A 15,187-nucleotide genomic window follows, 5' to 3' on the forward strand; every position below is an offset into this window, starting at 1 on the left:
ACCGAGACTCCTGTCGCGGTCGTCGGTATCGGGGCCGACGGCTGGGGCGGGCTCGGAGAACTGAGCCGCAGCGCGATCGCGGACGCGGAGGTGATCTTGGGTTCGGCGCGGCAGCTGGCACTGGTGCCGGAAGAGGTGAGCCAGCCCCGGCGACGGGCGTGGCCGTCGCCGCTACTGCCCGCACTGCCGGAACTGCTTGCGGCGCATCGCGGTTCGCGGGTGTGCGTGCTCGCCAGCGGGGATCCCATGTTCTACGGGATCGGGGTGACACTCGCGAAACTGGTGGGACCGCAGGCACTTCGGGTGCTGCCGCAGCCGTCGTCGGCGACGCTGGCCTGTGCGCGACTGGGCTGGCCCGTCGCGGAAACCCCCGTGGTCAGCGTGGTGGGGCGGCGACTGCAGACGGTGCTGCCGGAGCTGGTGGACGGCCGCCGGGTCCTGGTGCTAGCGCCCGACGAGTCGTCCCCGGCGCGGCTCGCGGAGCTGCTGGCGCGCAACGGCTTCGGTGGATCCACCCTGACGGTGCTGGAACAACTGGGCGGGCCGGGTGAGCGGGCGGTCTCCGGAACCGCCGGGACGTGGGCCGAACCGCCCGGGGACCCGCTGAACATCGTCGCTCTCGAATGCGTCGCCGATCCGGGCACCTCGCGGCTGACCCGGATGCCCGGGCTGGCCGACGGGGAGTACGGCGGCGACGGCCAGCTCACGAAGGCGGAGGTGCGGACGCTGGCCCTCGCGGCCCTCGCCCCGTCGCCGGGCGAACTACTGTGGGACGTCGGCGGCGGTTCGGGCACCATCGCCATCGAATGGTGCCGCACGCATCCCTCCTGCCGCGCCGTCGGCTTCGAGCGAGCCGAGTCGCGGCGACAGCAGATCGCCGAGAACGCAACGACATTGGGGGTGCCCGGCATCGATATCCGGGGCGAAGTGCCCGCCGCACTGCGCGAGGGCGATCTCGCCGATCCCGACGCCGTCTTCCTGGGCGGCGGACTGACCCACCCCGGTGTATTCGAAACCTGTTGGGCCCGATTGCGATCCGGTGGCAGGCTGGTCGCGAACGCGGTGACGGCGGAATCGGAGGCGCTACTGCTGGGGTGGGCTGCCGAGCACGGGGGCGCGCTGCGAAAATTTCAGGTCTATCGCGCCGAACCGCTGGGCGGTTTCACCACGTGGCGGCCACAGCTGCCGGTCACCCAGTGGTCGGTCACCAAAATCGTTCCTGATCGGGGAGATAAATGAAGTACACGAAGTGCGCCGCCGCCGCGGCCGAGTCCGTGCTCCCCGCGGTCACGGACGTCTCCGCGCCGACCGACGCCGGTGCGGTGCATTCGAGCGGGCAGGGGTCCTGAAAGCCCTGATTCTCGGCGGCACCGGGGAAGCCAGGGAGCTCGCTGAGACCGCCACCGGCGAGCCAGGTTTCGAGATCGTGTCGTCGCTCGCCGGACGAGTTCGTGCGCCCGTACTGCCCGCGGGCGCTGTGCGCGTCGGGGGTTTCGGAGGAACCGACGGCCTGCGGACCTGGCTGTCGGACAACGACATCCAGGCCGTCGTGGACGCCACCCATCCGTTCGCCGGGACCATGACCGAGCATGCGGCGTCAGCGGGTGCGAGTCTCGGGATACCGGTGGTGCACCTGCGCCGCCCCGGTTGGCGGGAGGAGCCGGGCGACCGATGGATGCGCGTGCCCGACCTGGCGGCCGCCGCGGAAACGGTGGCGCGCACCGGGACTCGGGTATTTCTGACGATCGGACGCCAGGGCGTGGGCGCGTTCGCGCATCTCACCGAGCGGTGGTTCCTGATCCGCGCCATCGACCCACCGTCCGGGCAACTGCCGCCGGACCACGAATTACTGCTGGCCCGAGGGCCTTTCACCGTCGCGGACGAGACGCGCCTGCTGACCGGTCGCGGGATCGACGTGCTGGTCACCAAGGACAGCGGGGGCGAGCTGACCGCGGCCAAGCTGACCGCCGCCCGAGACCTGCGCCTGCCGGTGGTGATGGTGGATCGGCCCCCGCTGCCCGCGGGTGCGCGGACGGTGGAAACCGCCGGGGCGGCATGGGATTGGCTGCGCGCTCAGGCGTGATCGGCGACCGGGCGGTCCAGCAACTCGGGCAGCAGATCGAACCACTCCAGGACCGCGCGCTCGTAGCGGATTCCGAAATCGAGCGTGGCTCGCTCGCCGCGGGACCGCTCGTCGCCTCGGCTGTCGAGATATCCGGCCAGGCGCTGCTCGTGGATCTCCCGGTTGGCGGCGATGATCCGGTCGAGTCGCTCGGGTTCCACGAATTCCCCGAACGACAACGTCAGCAGCAGCGGCACCCGGATGGTCTCGGCCCCCGGATCGCGGGCGATCCAATCGGCGAAGGCATCCCGGCCGGCGTCGGTGAGGTGGTACGGCGTCCGCTCCCGCGCCCCCGTCTCGCCCTTGCGCACCAGCCCGGCCTTATCCATCGTCCCGAGTTCCCGATACACCTGGCTCTGCGTGATCGTCCAGAAATCCCCGATCCGATCCTGCGCGAGATTCACCAGATCCCACCCCGACATCGGCCCCTCGTGCAGAAACCCCAGCAGCGACGCCGCGGTCGAGTTCAACCCCCGCTTCGATGAGCCCTCGGCCACACCTGCCCCTTCCCACACATTAACCCTCTACATTGGAATATTAGCGGTGGGTACGCCCGAAGGCAGGACTCCCGCGCACAGTCAGTGTGTGTACCCGCCGCGAGGGGCCCGGAATCCGTGCCGTGGGCGCCTGGTAGCTCGGCCGGCGTTCACCGCGTGGCATAGCGCCGCGAGGTGTACACGCGGATGCCGGTGGGGGTGTCGAACGCCGTCGTGGTCGACGCGCCGATGATGAGCAGCGTGCGCATGTCGACGGCGGCGGGGTCGAGGTCGGCGAGCGTGGTCACGCGGACCGACTCGGTGGGCCCGCCGACGTCGCGGCCGAGGACGACCGGGGTGTCCGGCTTGCGGTGCTCGAGCATCAAATCGCGCATGGCGGCCACCTGCCAGGTGCGCTGCGAGGACGCCGGATTGTACACGGCGACGGCCATATCGGCCGCGGCCACCGCCGCCAGCCGCTGCGCCACCACCTCCCACGGCTTGAGCCGATCCGACAGCGAGATCATCGCGAAGTCGTGGCCGAGAGGCGCGCCGACGCGGGAGGCGACCGCGCTCGCCGCCGTCATGCCCGGCAGCACCCGAACCCCCACATCGCGCCACTGCGGATCCGCCGACTCCTCGACGACCGCCGCGGCCATGGCGAACACGCCGGGATCCCCGGAGGACACGACGACCACCCGTCCGCCGCGCCGGGCGAGATCCAGTGCCATGGCGGCCCGCTCGGACTCCACCCGGTTGTCGCTGGCATGCCGCCGCTGCCCGGGCGTGATCGGCACCCGGTCGATGTAGGTGGAGTAGCCGACGATATCGGTAGCCGCCGCCAGCGCCCGATTCACCTCCGGAGTGGTCCAGTCGGGCGCGCCCGGCCCCAGCCCCACGACCACGACTTCGCCGGTCGCACCGGAAAATGCTTGCGGCGCATCGGTTTCACCGTCCGCGGACTCCGTCGCGACCTTGTTGTGGTCGAACCCGTCGTCAGTGGCCGGTGCCGAGTCGAATGACTGCACCGTAGGACCGGATGGGGCGCGGCCCACCGTGGCTGCGGGGTGCGGGGGGCGCAGGTCCTGCCGCGGCGTGCGTGCTTCCGGTTGCCGTCCGGAGGGAGCGACGGCCGGAACCCCTTGCGGCCCATCGGATACCTGGTTCGTGGCGACCGGTGTGGAGGTCCGTGTTCCGGTGCGGGCCGCCGCCGACTCGGACAACGAGTGGGCAGGTGCACTCGTGGTCGCTCCGGCGCGGAGGTTGTCCTCGCCGCCGCGGGTCAGCGGGATGTCGGTGGTCGGCTCCGGGCCGGGCACCACGGTGATGGCGAAGTACGGCACCTCGTTGTCGTCGACGTCGGCGGCGCGCAGTACGCGCTGGCGGCCGGTGCTGGCCCGTTCGACGTAATAGGCGTCGTCGAGGCGGCCGGAATCCGAAAGTGCCCGGCGCACATCGGGATAGGTGCGTCCCAGCTTCATGACGGCGGCCGCGTCGGTGTCGGCGAGCCGACGCGCCAGCTGGTCGGCGGGCATGGTGCCGGGCAGCACGGTGAGCACCTGCTCGCCCTCGACCAGCGGGGTGCCCAGCGCGGCCGCGGCGGCGCTGACCGAGGTGATGCCGGGGACGATCTCGGCCTCGAAGCGGTCGGCCAGCCGACGGTGCATATGCATGTAGGAGCTGTAGAACAGGGGGTCACCGGCGGCCAGCAGGGCCACCGTGCGCCCCGCCTCCAGATGCTCGGCGAGCGTGGCGGCCGCCCGCTCGTAGAACTCGTCGATGGCTCCCTGATATCCGCCCGGATGCTCGGTGGTCTCGGTGGTGACCGGATAGACCAGGTGCTCCTCCCGCTGTCCCGGCCGCATGTACGGGGCGGCGATGCCGCGGGAGATGCTGCGGCCGTGCCGGGCGCTGTGGAAGGCGATCACATCGGCCGCGCCGATCAGCCGCGCGGCCTTGACGGTCACCAGTTCCGGATCGCCGGGGCCGAGCCCGATGCCCCACAGCTTCCCGCGCCGAGTCGCGGCCGCACCAGAATCGATCATTCCTGTTCGCTCGCAATCGCATTCAGTGCCGCCGCGGTGATGGCGCTGCCACCGCGCCGCCCGTGCACCGTCAGATACTCGACGCCGCCGTATTCGGCGAGCGCCTGCTTGGATTCGGCGGCGCCGACGAATCCGACCGGAATCCCGAGTACCGCGGCGGGCCGGGGCGCGCCCGCGTCTAGCATGTCGAGCAGATGGAACAGCGCGGTGGGGGCATTGCCGACTGCGACCACCGCACCGTCCAGGCGGTCGCGCCAAAGTTCGAGTGCCGCAGCCGATCTCGTGTTCCCCATGGACTGCGCCAGCTCCGGCACCCGGGGGTCGGCCAGCAGGCACAGCACGTCGTTGTCGGCGGGGAGCCTGCGGCGGGTCACGCCCGCGGCCACCATGGTGGCGTCGCAGAGGATCGGCGCCCCACCGCGCAACGCGGCGCGCGCCTTCGCGATCACATCGGGGCTGTTGTCCACGTCGGCGGCGAGATCGACCTGCCCGCACGCGTGGATCATGCGCACCACCACCTGCGCGACATCGGCCGGGAACCGGTCCAATTCGGCCTCGGCGCGGATGGTCGCGAACGAGCGCCGATAGATCTCGGGCCCGTCGGTGAGGTAGCTGGTGCGTACGTCGGACATGGCATCCACCCTAAGCGGCGGCCCGCACACCCCCGTGCGCCGCCCTGGCCGCATCGGCCCGCGCGCGATCAGGTGCGCGGCCGCTCGAGCAGCCGCGACATCACGATGCTGCTGCGGGTGCGCCCGACGCGGGCGTTCTCCCGGATCCGCTCGACGGTCGACTCGATCTCGGCCATATCGGTCGCCATCACGTGCACCAGCGCATCGGCCTCGCCCGCGATCGTCCACACCCCGACGACCTGGGGAATCGGTTCCAGGCTGCGGCGCAGTTCGGCAGGGGAGATGTTGTCGCGGTAGTAGACCTCGACGTAGGCCTCCGTCTTCCAGCCCAGCGCCGCGGGGTTGACCAGTGCGGTGAATCCGGTGATCTGACCACCGGCGACCATCTTGTCGACCCGGCGCTTCACGGCCGGGGCCGACAGTCCGACCTCCGCGCCGATGTCCTGGAACGAGGCGCGGGCCTGCCGCAGCAGGTGGGCGAGTATGCGGCGGTCGAGCTCGTCCACTTCCGCTCCTCTCTGCGCAATGATTCGCCGAGAAAGACTCATTGCACGCAACGAATCGATATTCCGAGCGCAACAGTACGCCCCTTATCGTCGTTTCAACGTCGCGTGATCGCCGACCCCGAGGAGTCCCGTTGACCTCCGTCACCGCCCTGCACGCGCCCGAACCCGCCGACGCCCGCCGCGCCACACCCCGCCGATACCTGATGTGCCGCCCCGACCATTTCGACGTGCGCTACGCGATCAATCCGTGGATGGACCTCGCCGCCCCGGTGGATCGCGCCCACGCCCTCGCGCAGTGGGAGACGCTGCGCGCGGCGTTCGAGCGGTGCGGTCACCGCGTCGACGTGATCGCGGGGGAGCCGGATCTGCCCGATATGGTGTTCGCCGCCAACGGCGGACTGGTGATCGGCGACAGGGCCTTGTCGGCACGGTTCGCGAATGCGGAGCGGGTCGGGGAGGGCCCGGCGTATCACCGCTGGCTGAGCGAACAGGGGCTGTCCCGGGTCGCTGCGGCCAGCGAAATCAACGAGGGCGAGGGCGATTTCGCGGTGGTCGGCGAACGGGTGCTGGCCGGGACCGGGTTCCGCAGTTCCCGGGCGGCGCATCGGGAGGTGGAGGCGTTCTTCGACCTGCCGGTCGTATCGCTGCGCCTGGTCGATCCGCACTTCTACCATCTCGACACCGCCCTGATGGTGCTCGACGGCACCATCGCCTACTACCCGCGGGCCTTCGACGCGGCGAGCGCGCGGGTGCTGGCGCGGCTGTACCCGGACGCGATCGTGGCCACCGCGGCCGACGCGCACGTGCTCGGTCTCAACGGTGTCTGCGACGGTCACCGCGTATTCCTCAGCGACCGCGCCACGGCGCTGGCCGACCAGCTGCGCGCCCGCGGTTACGAACCGATCGGTATCGACCTCTCGGAATTGCTGAAGGCCGGTGGCAGCGTCAAGTGCTGCACGCTGGAACTGCATGCGGAGCGAGCGGCGAGGGCGGAGGCGGCGGCCGGTTGACCACCCGGATTCCGGTGTCTCCGACAGGCATTCACCGATGTTGGTCGGCGACCTCCATGGCCCACGCGTAGAACGCTGCCGGATCGCCGAGGCCCGCCCGCAACTCCGCCGCGACGATGGGGCCGGTCGCCGCGTGGAGCAGACTCCACAGGCCCAGATGCACCCATTCCCAGACCACGACGTTGTAGGCGGTCATCACCGGCGTGACGCGCTCACGGATGGCGGTGATCTCGGCCGCGGACAACCCGGCATCGGACAGCCGACGCAGGGTCCGCTGCTGGTCCTCGGGATCGAACCAGGTGTCGAGGAACGGCTCCAGCAGATCCGCCCAGATATCGGGCCGGGCGACGCGGTCGATGCTGTTGCGGCGACAGAACGATGCGAGCTCGGACTCGAATTCGGCGGGGATGAACAGGGTTTCGCCGTCGACCGTCCGGATTTCCGGTGGCCAGGCCCTCCAATCGACATCGCGGATCCGGTCGAGGGTGACAGGCCCACCGGGATGCACACTGGCGCCGGGGAAGGGATAGTCCGCGAAATCTATGGCATCCGTGGTGAAGCTGACCATCGATCCATGGTGCGGCACCGGCGGGAGCGCGCAAAGGTGGTCAGGTCGTGATATCGGTCGCGCTGTACTGCGGCGCGGATGCCGCGAAAGCGAACGACGGCGACCGTCAGGGCTTTTCGTGGTGCGGCGGGGTGACGCGGTAGCCGTCCGGCTCGGCGACGATATCGGTGAGTGCGCCGCGGGGGCGGCCGCAGCGGCGGTCACAGCCCGACCAGTGCTGGCGGCCCGCTACCTCGATATCGACGGCCTCGAGTCCGGTGCGCGCGCCGGTGGCGTCGACGTTGTTCGAACCGGGCGGTTCGCTGTCCGGAGACCGAGGCTCGGGAGCACCGGCGGTCGTGACCCGTCCCGCGCCCACCGCTGCGGCGGCATCCGCGCGAACATCGGTGCGGGACTTGGCGCATCCGGGTTTTCCCGCGCACGCGGTGACCAGCAGCCACGGTGAGTGCGCGTCGAAGATCAGCCCCATCGGCGCGAGCACGCGCACCACCTGCTCGGCGGGCGACTCGCCGAGATCAGCGACGACCAGGCTGCGCCACGGCGTCACCAGTATCGGATGTTCGATGGCGGCAACGAATTCGGCGGTCCGCGCCGGGAGGCTGCCCAGCGGGACGCCCGCGCCCAGCGCCACCCGGCCGTCGGACTGGGTCAGCCAGCCGATCGGAATATCGTGGACCGCACCGAATTCCAGCGGCTCGGCGGCGGCGTCGAGGCCGAGCCGCGCGGCGACCCGGGCGGGCCCGTCCTCGATCTCGTGCAGGCGCCACCGGTCACCGCGCAGCTCCTGGAACGCGTGTGCCGTCGCGATCAGCACATCGAGAACCTCCGTGCCCGGCAACCGAATACCGGTATCGCGGCCGCCCAGGACCAGGGCGTAGTCGTCGTCTCCGACGGCGTGCACACCGATGTCGCCGCCGAGGCCGCTGACATCCCCGCGCCCGTCGTCGAGGGTGAACAGCACCCGGCCCGGCAGCTCCGCCAGCCCCGGAGCCGACCGCAGCCGCTCATCCAGCGCCGGGACCAGGGCGTGCACATCGGTCCAGCCGCCCACCCGGCCCGACAGCGGCGAGGCGACGATATTGCGCACCCGCTCGTGCGTCGGGCTGGGCAGCAGGCCGACGGCATCGAGCCGGGCCGCCAGGGCGTCGGCGTCGTGCATCTGCCGCAGTTGCACATTGCCGCGCGAGGTGAGTTCGATATCGCCGTTACCGAGCTCGCGGGCCGCCGCGGCGAGGGCCCGCAGCTGGTCGGGTCGCAGCGCACCGCCGGGCAGCCGGATGCGCGTCAACGGCCCGTCGGCGGCCTGATGCAGCCGCAGGACGCCAGGGCAGGAATCGGGCGCGGAGCGAGTCATGATGCCCTCAGCCTACGATTCGCCCCGCGACTCGGAACCGCCGCGGCGCACCAGCCAGCTCTCCGAATCCGCCACCGGCCAGCGGGCAGCGGGCAGCGGGCAGCGGGCAGCGGGCACCGGCCACCGGGCAGCGGGCACCAGCCAGCGGGCACCAGCCAGCGGGCAGCGGGCAGCGTGTAGCGGGGTAGTGGGCAGCAGGCGGCACAGGCGGGGTCGCATCTGTCGGGCCGCTTATCTTCTGCCGTGGGCTGTGCTGTCGTCGGGCCGGGTTCAGAGCAGGTGTGGCGGCTTGTGTCCCTCGACGTGGTCGCGGTGCACGGTGGTGCCCACGATCCCGATGCCCAGGCCGACGGCGATCAGGAAGACCACGCCCCACAGGATCGCCCAGCCGTCGTCGGCGCGCCCGGCCGAGGTGAGGCCGATCCCGAGCGAGGCGAAGGCCAGCAGCAGGCAGAAGTACCCGGCCCAGGCCGCGAACCGATTGCGCTTGACCCACCTCGGCGCCGGTCCGGTGTGGTGCGGTGCGGTGGACACGGGCTCAGCCCTCCGATCCGGTCGCCCGCGCGGTGGAACTCCGACGGTGGGCGAAGCCAGGGGTGTGTTCCCAGCAATCATTGAGCAGACTTGGCACCGCGTGCTGATCGGCATGATCGCGGTGCACCGTGGTGCCGTACAGGGTGAGCCCGATGATCACCGTCGCGGCGCAGATACCGCCGGACAGCAGCGCCCAGCCCTGGTGGCCGCTGCCCGCGGCGGTCAGCGCCATGGCGAGCGTCGCGAAGGTCAGCAGTACGCCGAAGTAGCTCAACCAGGCGACGAAGCGATTACGTCGGACCCAGCTCGGGGTTGCCGGCATACGATCAGCGTCCTCTCTCGTCGGCCTCGCCGCGGGTATGGCCCTTCCACGGCGGGATCGGAACGTAGCTGTCGTCCAACAGATGTGGCCGTTCGTGGTGGTCGGCGCGATCGCGGCGGTTGGTCGTCTGGAAGACGAGCAGACCGAAGATCGCGACCGCCGCACACACGCCCGCGGCGATCAGCAACAGATCGCTGCGGTTTCCGGCAGCTGCCGCCAGCGCCATAGCCAGCAACGCAACGGCAACCATCATGCAAACAATTCCTGACCAGGCGGCGAAGCGATTCCGCCTGGCCCATCCTGGGGAGTTCGGCATATTCCGAGCGTACGCCGCTGTGCCGGACGGGAAAATGGTGAAACAGCAGGTCGTTGTCAGTTCGATGCATAGTTCCCGACGGCGGACACCGGATCCGGGCGCGGGCCGGGGTGCGGGTGGCGGACAACCAGCGCGGTAGCATCCGGGGGCTCGCGCAGCACGAGGAAACCGGTGCAATTCCGGTGCGGTCGCGCCACTGTGACAGTCAGACCCTCCTGGCGAGCGCCAACTCCCTGATGGGCGCGTCACCCGAGGAAGGCCGAACCGTGATTCTGCTGCTGTCCACCTCCGATACCGACCTGCTGTCCGCCCGCGCCAGCGGCGCCGACTACCGGCTGGCCAACCCCGCCCGGCTGCTGCCCGACGATCTGCCGGGCGTGCTGGAGGGCGCCGACCTGGTGGTGGTCCGCATCCTCGGGGGCCGCCGCGCGTGGGAGGAAGGGCTCGATACGCTGCGCGGCAGCGGAATTCCGGTGGTGGCCCTCGGCGGTGAGATGGCGCCCGACGCCGAACTGATGGAATGCTCCACGGTGCCCGGCGGCGTCGCGGCCGACGCGCACAACTACCTGGCCGCGGGCGGCCCGGTGAATCTGCGCCAGCTGCACAACTTCCTGTCCGATACGGTGCTGCTCACCGGGCACGGCTTCGAGCCGCCCGTGCAGTTGCCCAACTGGGGTGAGCTGGAGCGGGACGCGCGCGAGGTGGACGGCCCGCGCGTGGCCGTGCTGTATTACCGGGCCCAGCACCTGGCCGGGAACACCGCCTACGTCGACGCGCTGTGCACCGCGATCGAGGACGCCGGCGCGCTGCCGCTGCCGCTCTACTGCGCCTCGCTGCGCACGGCGGAGCCGGAACTGATCGAAACCCTGCGCGGCGCCGACGCGCTCGTGGTGACCGTCCTCGCGGCCGGTGGCACCAAACCGGCGACCGCGTCGGCGGGTGGCGACGACGAGGCCTGGGACATCGGCGCGCTGGCCGATCTGGATGTGCCGATCCTGCAGGGCTTGTGCCTGACCAGCGGCCGGGCGCAGTGGGAGGCCAACGACGACGGGCTGTCGCCGCTGGACGTGGCCACCCAGGTCGCGGTGCCGGAATTCGACGGACGCATCATCACGGTGCCGTTCTCGTTCAAGGAGTTCGACGCCGACGGCCTGTCGGCCTACGTTCCGGATCCGGAGCGCGCGGCGCGGGTGGCGGGCCTCGCGGTGCGGCACGCGCGGCTGCGGCACCTGCCCACGGCACAGCGGCGCATCGCGCTGATGCTGTCCGCCTATCCCACCAAGCATGCGCGCATCGGCAATGCCGTCGGCCTGGACACCCCGGCCAGCGCCATTCGGCTGCTCACCGAGATGCGTTCGGCCGGTTACGATCTCGGCGCCCCGGGCGAAATCCCCGGACTGGACGAGCGCGACGGCGACGCGCTGATCCACGCGCTCATCGCCGCCGGTGGCCAGGACCCGGACTGGCTGACCGCGGAACAGCTGGAGGGCAACCCGATTCGCATCGGCGCGGCTCGGTACACGGAATGGTTCGAGACGCTGCCCGAGGAACTGGTCACGGCGGTGATCGAGGCGTGGGGGCCGCCACCGGGTGAGCTGTATGTCGATCGCTCCGCCGACCCGGCCGGTGAGATCGTCATCGCCGCACTGCGTTTCGGCAATGTGGTGCTGATGGTGCAGCCGCCGCGCGGATTCGGCGAGAACCCGGTGGCCATCTACCACGACCCCGATCTGCCCCCGAGCCACCACTATCTGGCGGCCTACCGGTGGATTTCGGCGCCCGACGGTTTCGCGGCCGACGCCATGGTGCATCTGGGCAAGCACGGCAATCTGGAGTGGCTGCCCGGTAAGACCCTCGGAATGTCGGCCGCCTGCGCCACCGACGCGGCGCTCGGCGACCTGCCGTTGATCTACCCGTTCCTGGTCAACGACCCGGGCGAGGGTACGCAGGCCAAGCGGCGCGCGCACGCGACCCTGGTCGACCACCTGATCCCGCCGATGGCGCGCGCCGAAACCTACGGCGACATCTCGCGTCTGGAGCAGCTGCTCGACGAGCACGCCAATATCTCCGCGCTCGATCCGGCGAAGCTGCCCGCCATCCGGCAGCAGATCTGGACGCTGATGCGGGCCGCGAAGATGGACCACGACCTGGGCCTCGAGGAGCGACCGGACGAGGATGTCTTCGACGACATGCTGCTGCACGTCGACGGCTGGCTGTGTGAGATCAAGGATGTCCAGATCCGCGACGGCCTGCATGTACTGGGCCAGGCGCCGGTGGGGGAGGGTGAGCTGGATCTGGTGCTGGCCATGCTGCGCGCCCGGCAGCTGTGGGGCGGCGAGCACGCCGTCCCCGGGCTGCGAGAAGCCCTGGGGCTCAGCGAATCCGGGGACGAATCACGGGAGCGGGTGGACGCGGTCGAGACACGCGCCCGGACGCTGCTGGCCGCGCTGCAGGCCGCGGACTGGGCCGTCGACGCCGTCGACGAGGTGGTCGACCGGTACGTGACGACGGGTGACCCCGGTGCGTCGATCGGAGAGCCTGCCGACCGGGCGGCAGGCGCCGCCATCGTTCTCCCGGCCGATCGGATCGACACGCTGCGTGCCGTATTGCGTTTCGCGGCAACCGAAGTCGTTCCGCGGCTGCGGCAGACCGGGGTGGAGATCGAGCGGATCCTGCACGCGCTGGACGGCGGTTTCATTCCGGCCGGGCCGAGCGGTTCGCCGCTGCGCGGGCTGATCAACGTGCTGCCCACGGGCCGCAACTTCTACTCCGTCGATCCGAAGGCGGTGCCGTCGCGGCTGGCCTGGGAAACCGGTCAGGCCATGGCGGAGTCGCTGCTGCAGCGGTATCTGGCCGACCACGGCGACTATCCGCGCTCGGTGGGGCTGTCGGTGTGGGGCACCTCGGCCATGCGGACCTCCGGCGACGATATCGCCGAAGTGCTTGCGCTGCTGGGGGTTCGTCCCGTGTGGGACGAGGCGAGCCGCCGCGTGACGACGCTGGAGCCGATCTCGCTCGACGAACTGGGCCGCCCGCGTATCGACGTCACGGTGCGCATCTCCGGATTCTTCCGCGACGCGTTCCCGCACGTGCTGGCGCTGCTGGACGATGCCGTGCGCATGGTGGCGGAGCTGGACGAGCCGGACGAGTCCAATAACGTGCGGGCACATGCCGAGTCGGACCTGGCCGGGCACGGCGACCGGCGTCGCGCGACGACCCGGATCTTCGGTTCCAAGCCGGGTACCTACGGCGCGGGCCTGCTGCAACTGATCGACTCCAAGAGCTGGCGCACCGACGACGACCTGGCGCAGGTGTACACGGCGTGGGGCGGCTTCGCCTACGGCCGCGACCTCGACGGCGCCCCCGCGGCCGACGATATGCGCACGGCCTACCGGCGAATCGCGGTGGCGGCGAAGAACACCGACACCCGCGAGCACGATATCGCCGACTCCGACGACTACTTCCAGTACCACGGCGGCATGGTCGCGGCGGTCCGGGCGCTGACCGGCAGCAACCCGGAGGCCTACATCGGCGACAGCACCCGGCCCGATGCCGTGCGCACCCGCACGCTGTCGGAGGAGACCACCCGCGTGTTCCGCGCGCGCGTGGTGAATCCGCGCTGGCTCGAGGCGATGCGGCGGCACGGCTACAAGGGCGCGTTCGAGATGGCGGCCACCGTCGACTACCTGTTCGGCTACGACGCCACCACCAATGTGGTCGCCGACTGGATGTATGAAAAGCTCTCGGAGAGTTACGTATTCGACGATGTGAACCGCAAGTTCATGGAGCAGTCGAATCCGTGGGCGCTGCACGGCATCGCCGAACGGCTGCTGGAGGCCGCCGACCGCAAGCTGTGGGAGCATCCGGAACCGGAGACCCTCGAACGGCTGCGCCAGGTGTATTTGGAGACCGAGGGCGAGCTGGAGTAGCGAGATCGGCGATCCCGCGCGAATCCGGACAACCAATTCACATCGTGTCCGGATTACGCGGGGATCACGATCAATTCGACTGTGCGGTAACGATTTCGCAGCGGACAATCGGTGCCGATGCCCCATAAAACCTGGGGCTTGGTCTGAGCAGCCGGTAAGAGCAGCATAAGAAATGTCGCGACGACCGTCCGGACAAGCGCCGGACGGTGGAAAACGTTATCCCGAAGAACAATTCGACCACGAATCCGATTCGCAGGGCGGGCGAGTTCTATGATCTTGCTCGGAATATCGTGCGGCCGTTTGCGAATGGATTCTCCAGGCACAGGGATTGATCATGAGAATAGCCAAATTCGCTGCCACAGCTGTTCTGTCCGCCGCCGCGCTGGGAATCACGGGTGTCACCGCGAACGGTCAGGGCGCCGTGGCCGGGCCGTCGTTCAGCGGCGCCGATCAGGGCGTGGCCTACACCACGACATTGGCCGAGGACCGGTCCGCGGTCAGCACGACGCTGGCGGCCGGTAGGTTCGAGATGGCCCCGGGCGCGGATGCCGTGGCGGTGTTCGCACCGAACGGCGCACCGGTCGCCACGGTACCGCTGGTATACGAGGCCGCCGGTCAGGTGAAACGCGTCGCCGCCGAACTCGACGGCAGCGCAACGACATTGACCGTGCGGCCGGAGAACGCGGCCGATATCAGCGCACCGACGCCGCAGACGGAGGCGCTGAAGAATATCGGGAGCCCGGGCCAGATCGCCGGCGGTGCGGCGCTCGGCTGTGTGATCGGTATCGTGATCGGCATCTGGTTCTTCGGCGTCGGCGCGATCCTGGGCTGCATCGTCGGTGGTCTGATCGGCGGTGCGATCGGAGCGAACCAGCCGTGACGGGACACGCCGCCTGAGCTACGTCACGCGGCGTATCGGCGATATGCGCCTCGGGACCGATGTGTCCCGGGGCGCAGCCTTATACGGTTCACCTATGACCTGGGACGAGTTGGCACAGACGAAGTACGCGCGATTGACGACCTACAAGAAGGACGGCACCGCGGTCGGCACGCCCGTGTGGGTGGCGCCGGACGGGGACCGCATCGTGGTGTGGACGAATCCGAAGACCTGGAAGGTCAAGCGGATCCGGCGCAATCCGGCGGTCACGCTGCAGGAGTGCGACAACCGCGGGCGCACGGCGGGCGGGGAGACGCTGTCCGGCACCGCCGAGGTGCTCGATGCCGCGGGCACCGAACGGGTGCGGGGCCTGGTCGGACGCAAGTACGGGATGATCGGCACGCTCCTCATCCGGGCGCACAAGCTGTTCCGGGGCAAGGACGGTTCGGTCGGTCTGGCGATCACCCGCGCGAACCCGGCCGAGTAGTCCGCCCGC

Annotated in this window: 16 protein-coding genes and 1 riboswitch; of the genes, 6 read left to right on the plus strand and 10 right to left on the minus strand. The window is 70.2% G+C overall.

The features are described from left to right. Positions 1-1,239 (plus strand): precorrin-6y C5,15-methyltransferase (decarboxylating) subunit CbiE (gene cbiE, locus NM1_RS16015; protein ID WP_255286194.1); only part of this gene is annotated, 1,239 nt, incomplete at its 5' end. A gap of 106 nt (positions 1,240-1,345) precedes the next feature. Then, complete coding sequence (locus NM1_RS16020; protein ID WP_068020435.1) at positions 1,346-2,083, plus strand: cobalt-precorrin-6A reductase; 738 nt, start codon at positions 1,346-1,348, stop codon at positions 2,081-2,083. Here the strand turns inward: NM1_RS16020 and NM1_RS16025 are convergent. From NM1_RS16025 to NM1_RS16040, 4 genes are all read right to left on the minus strand, one after another. Beyond that, positions 2,074-2,619, minus strand: coding sequence for a PadR family transcriptional regulator (locus NM1_RS16025; protein WP_068020289.1), 546 nt, complete (start codon positions 2,617-2,619; stop codon positions 2,074-2,076). The two genes, NM1_RS16020 and NM1_RS16025, sit on opposite strands and share 10 nt — an antisense overlap. A 149-nt stretch (positions 2,620-2,768) precedes the next feature. Continuing rightward, positions 2,769-4,643 carry a precorrin-2 C(20)-methyltransferase gene (locus NM1_RS16030; protein WP_068020291.1) on the minus strand — a complete coding sequence of 625 codons (1,875 nt, stop codon included), beginning with the start codon at positions 4,641-4,643 and terminating at the stop codon, positions 2,769-2,771. Further along, a complete protein-coding gene (locus tag NM1_RS16035) occupies positions 4,640-5,275 on the minus strand; it encodes a precorrin-8X methylmutase (protein ID WP_068020294.1) in 636 nt (211 codons plus the stop codon). The genes NM1_RS16030 and NM1_RS16035 overlap by 4 nt, the downstream gene beginning before the upstream one ends. 68 nt (positions 5,276-5,343) lie before the next feature. Further along, positions 5,344-5,781: an Lrp/AsnC family transcriptional regulator gene (locus tag NM1_RS16040; protein WP_068020296.1), complete on the minus strand. Its 438-nt coding sequence runs from the start codon at positions 5,779-5,781 to the stop codon at positions 5,344-5,346. Positions 5,782-5,912: 131 nt separating this feature from the next. On the opposite strand from NM1_RS16040, the gene ddaH reads away from it, so the two are divergent. Further along, a complete protein-coding gene (ddaH, locus tag NM1_RS16045; protein ID WP_246011312.1) occupies positions 5,913-6,791 on the plus strand; it encodes a dimethylargininase in 879 nt (292 codons plus the stop codon). 31 nt (positions 6,792-6,822) lie between these two features. Here the strand turns inward: ddaH and NM1_RS16050 are convergent, their stop codons facing one another. From NM1_RS16050 to NM1_RS16070, 6 genes are all read right to left on the minus strand, one after another. Then, positions 6,823-7,359, minus strand: a complete 537-nt coding sequence (locus NM1_RS16050) for a hypothetical protein (protein ID WP_147288974.1) — start codon at positions 7,357-7,359, stop codon at positions 6,823-6,825. Between the two features lie 106 nt (positions 7,360-7,465). After that, entirely contained in the window at positions 7,466-8,713 is a 1,248-nt protein-coding gene (gene cobG / locus NM1_RS16055) for a precorrin-3B synthase (protein WP_068020300.1), read from the minus strand. A 12-nt stretch (positions 8,714-8,725) separates the two neighbouring features. Continuing rightward, positions 8,726-8,932 (minus strand): hypothetical protein, encoded by a 207-nt coding sequence (locus NM1_RS42280; RefSeq protein WP_157123926.1) that lies wholly within the window; start codon positions 8,930-8,932, stop codon positions 8,726-8,728. Between the two features lie 51 nt (positions 8,933-8,983). Next, positions 8,984-9,247, minus strand: a complete 264-nt coding sequence (locus NM1_RS16060) for a hypothetical protein (protein WP_068020301.1) — start codon at positions 9,245-9,247, stop codon at positions 8,984-8,986. Between the two features lie 4 nt (positions 9,248-9,251). Then, complete coding sequence (locus NM1_RS16065; RefSeq protein WP_147288976.1) at positions 9,252-9,569, minus strand: hypothetical protein; 318 nt, start codon at positions 9,567-9,569, stop codon at positions 9,252-9,254. 4 nt (positions 9,570-9,573) lie between these two features. Next, complete coding sequence (locus NM1_RS16070) at positions 9,574-9,822, minus strand: hypothetical protein (protein WP_147288977.1); 249 nt, start codon at positions 9,820-9,822, stop codon at positions 9,574-9,576. 211 nt (positions 9,823-10,033) lie between these two features. Beyond that, a riboswitch (adenosylcobalamin-variant (AdoCbl-variant) riboswitch) is annotated at positions 10,034-10,109 on the plus strand. A gap of 42 nt (positions 10,110-10,151) precedes the next feature. Here NM1_RS16070 and cobN point away from each other — a divergent pair. The 3 genes from cobN to NM1_RS16085 all read left to right on the plus strand — a co-directional run bounded on the left by cobN (position 10,152) and on the right by NM1_RS16085 (position 15,178). Further along, entirely contained in the window at positions 10,152-13,814 is a 3,663-nt protein-coding gene (cobN, locus tag NM1_RS16075) for a cobaltochelatase subunit CobN (RefSeq protein WP_068020445.1), read from the plus strand. Positions 13,815-14,148: 334 nt separating this feature from the next. Beyond that, positions 14,149-14,694: a DUF8020 domain-containing protein gene (locus NM1_RS16080; RefSeq protein WP_068020309.1), complete on the plus strand. Its 546-nt coding sequence runs from the start codon at positions 14,149-14,151 to the stop codon at positions 14,692-14,694. 94 nt (positions 14,695-14,788) lie between these two features. After that, positions 14,789-15,178 (plus strand): PPOX class F420-dependent oxidoreductase, encoded by a 390-nt coding sequence (locus NM1_RS16085; RefSeq protein WP_068020310.1) that lies wholly within the window; start codon positions 14,789-14,791, stop codon positions 15,176-15,178. The last annotated feature ends 9 nt before the right edge of the window (positions 15,179-15,187 follow it).

Origin of the sequence: Nocardia mexicana NBRC 108244, from assembly GCF_001613165.1 — a bacterium.
Classification (GTDB): Bacteria; Actinomycetota; Actinomycetes; order Mycobacteriales; family Mycobacteriaceae; genus Nocardia; species Nocardia mexicana.

What these genes read in the sequence shown, in the direction of transcription:
- NM1_RS16070 (WP_147288977.1), bottom strand. Translation starts at nt 9,822, where the DNA reads ATGATGGTTGCCGTTGCGTTGCTGGCTATGGCGCTGGCGGCAGCTGCC.
- NM1_RS16080 (WP_068020309.1), top strand. Translation starts at nt 14,149, where the DNA reads ATGAGAATAGCCAAATTCGCTGCCACAGCTGTTCTGTCCGCCGCCGCG.
- NM1_RS42280 (WP_157123926.1), bottom strand. Translation starts at nt 8,932, where the DNA reads ATGCGACCCCGCCTGTGCCGCCTGCTGCCCACTACCCCGCTACACGCT.
- NM1_RS16085 (WP_068020310.1), top strand. Translation starts at nt 14,789, where the DNA reads ATGACCTGGGACGAGTTGGCACAGACGAAGTACGCGCGATTGACGACC.
- NM1_RS16065 (WP_147288976.1), bottom strand. Translation starts at nt 9,569, where the DNA reads ATGCCGGCAACCCCGAGCTGGGTCCGACGTAATCGCTTCGTCGCCTGG.
- NM1_RS16050 (WP_147288974.1), bottom strand. Translation starts at nt 7,359, where the DNA reads ATGGTCAGCTTCACCACGGATGCCATAGATTTCGCGGACTATCCCTTC.
- cobG (WP_068020300.1), bottom strand. Translation starts at nt 8,713, where the DNA reads ATGACTCGCTCCGCGCCCGATTCCTGCCCTGGCGTCCTGCGGCTGCAT.
- NM1_RS16035 (WP_068020294.1), bottom strand. Translation starts at nt 5,275, where the DNA reads ATGTCCGACGTACGCACCAGCTACCTCACCGACGGGCCCGAGATCTAT.
- NM1_RS16030 (WP_068020291.1), bottom strand. Translation starts at nt 4,643, where the DNA reads ATGATCGATTCTGGTGCGGCCGCGACTCGGCGCGGGAAGCTGTGGGGC.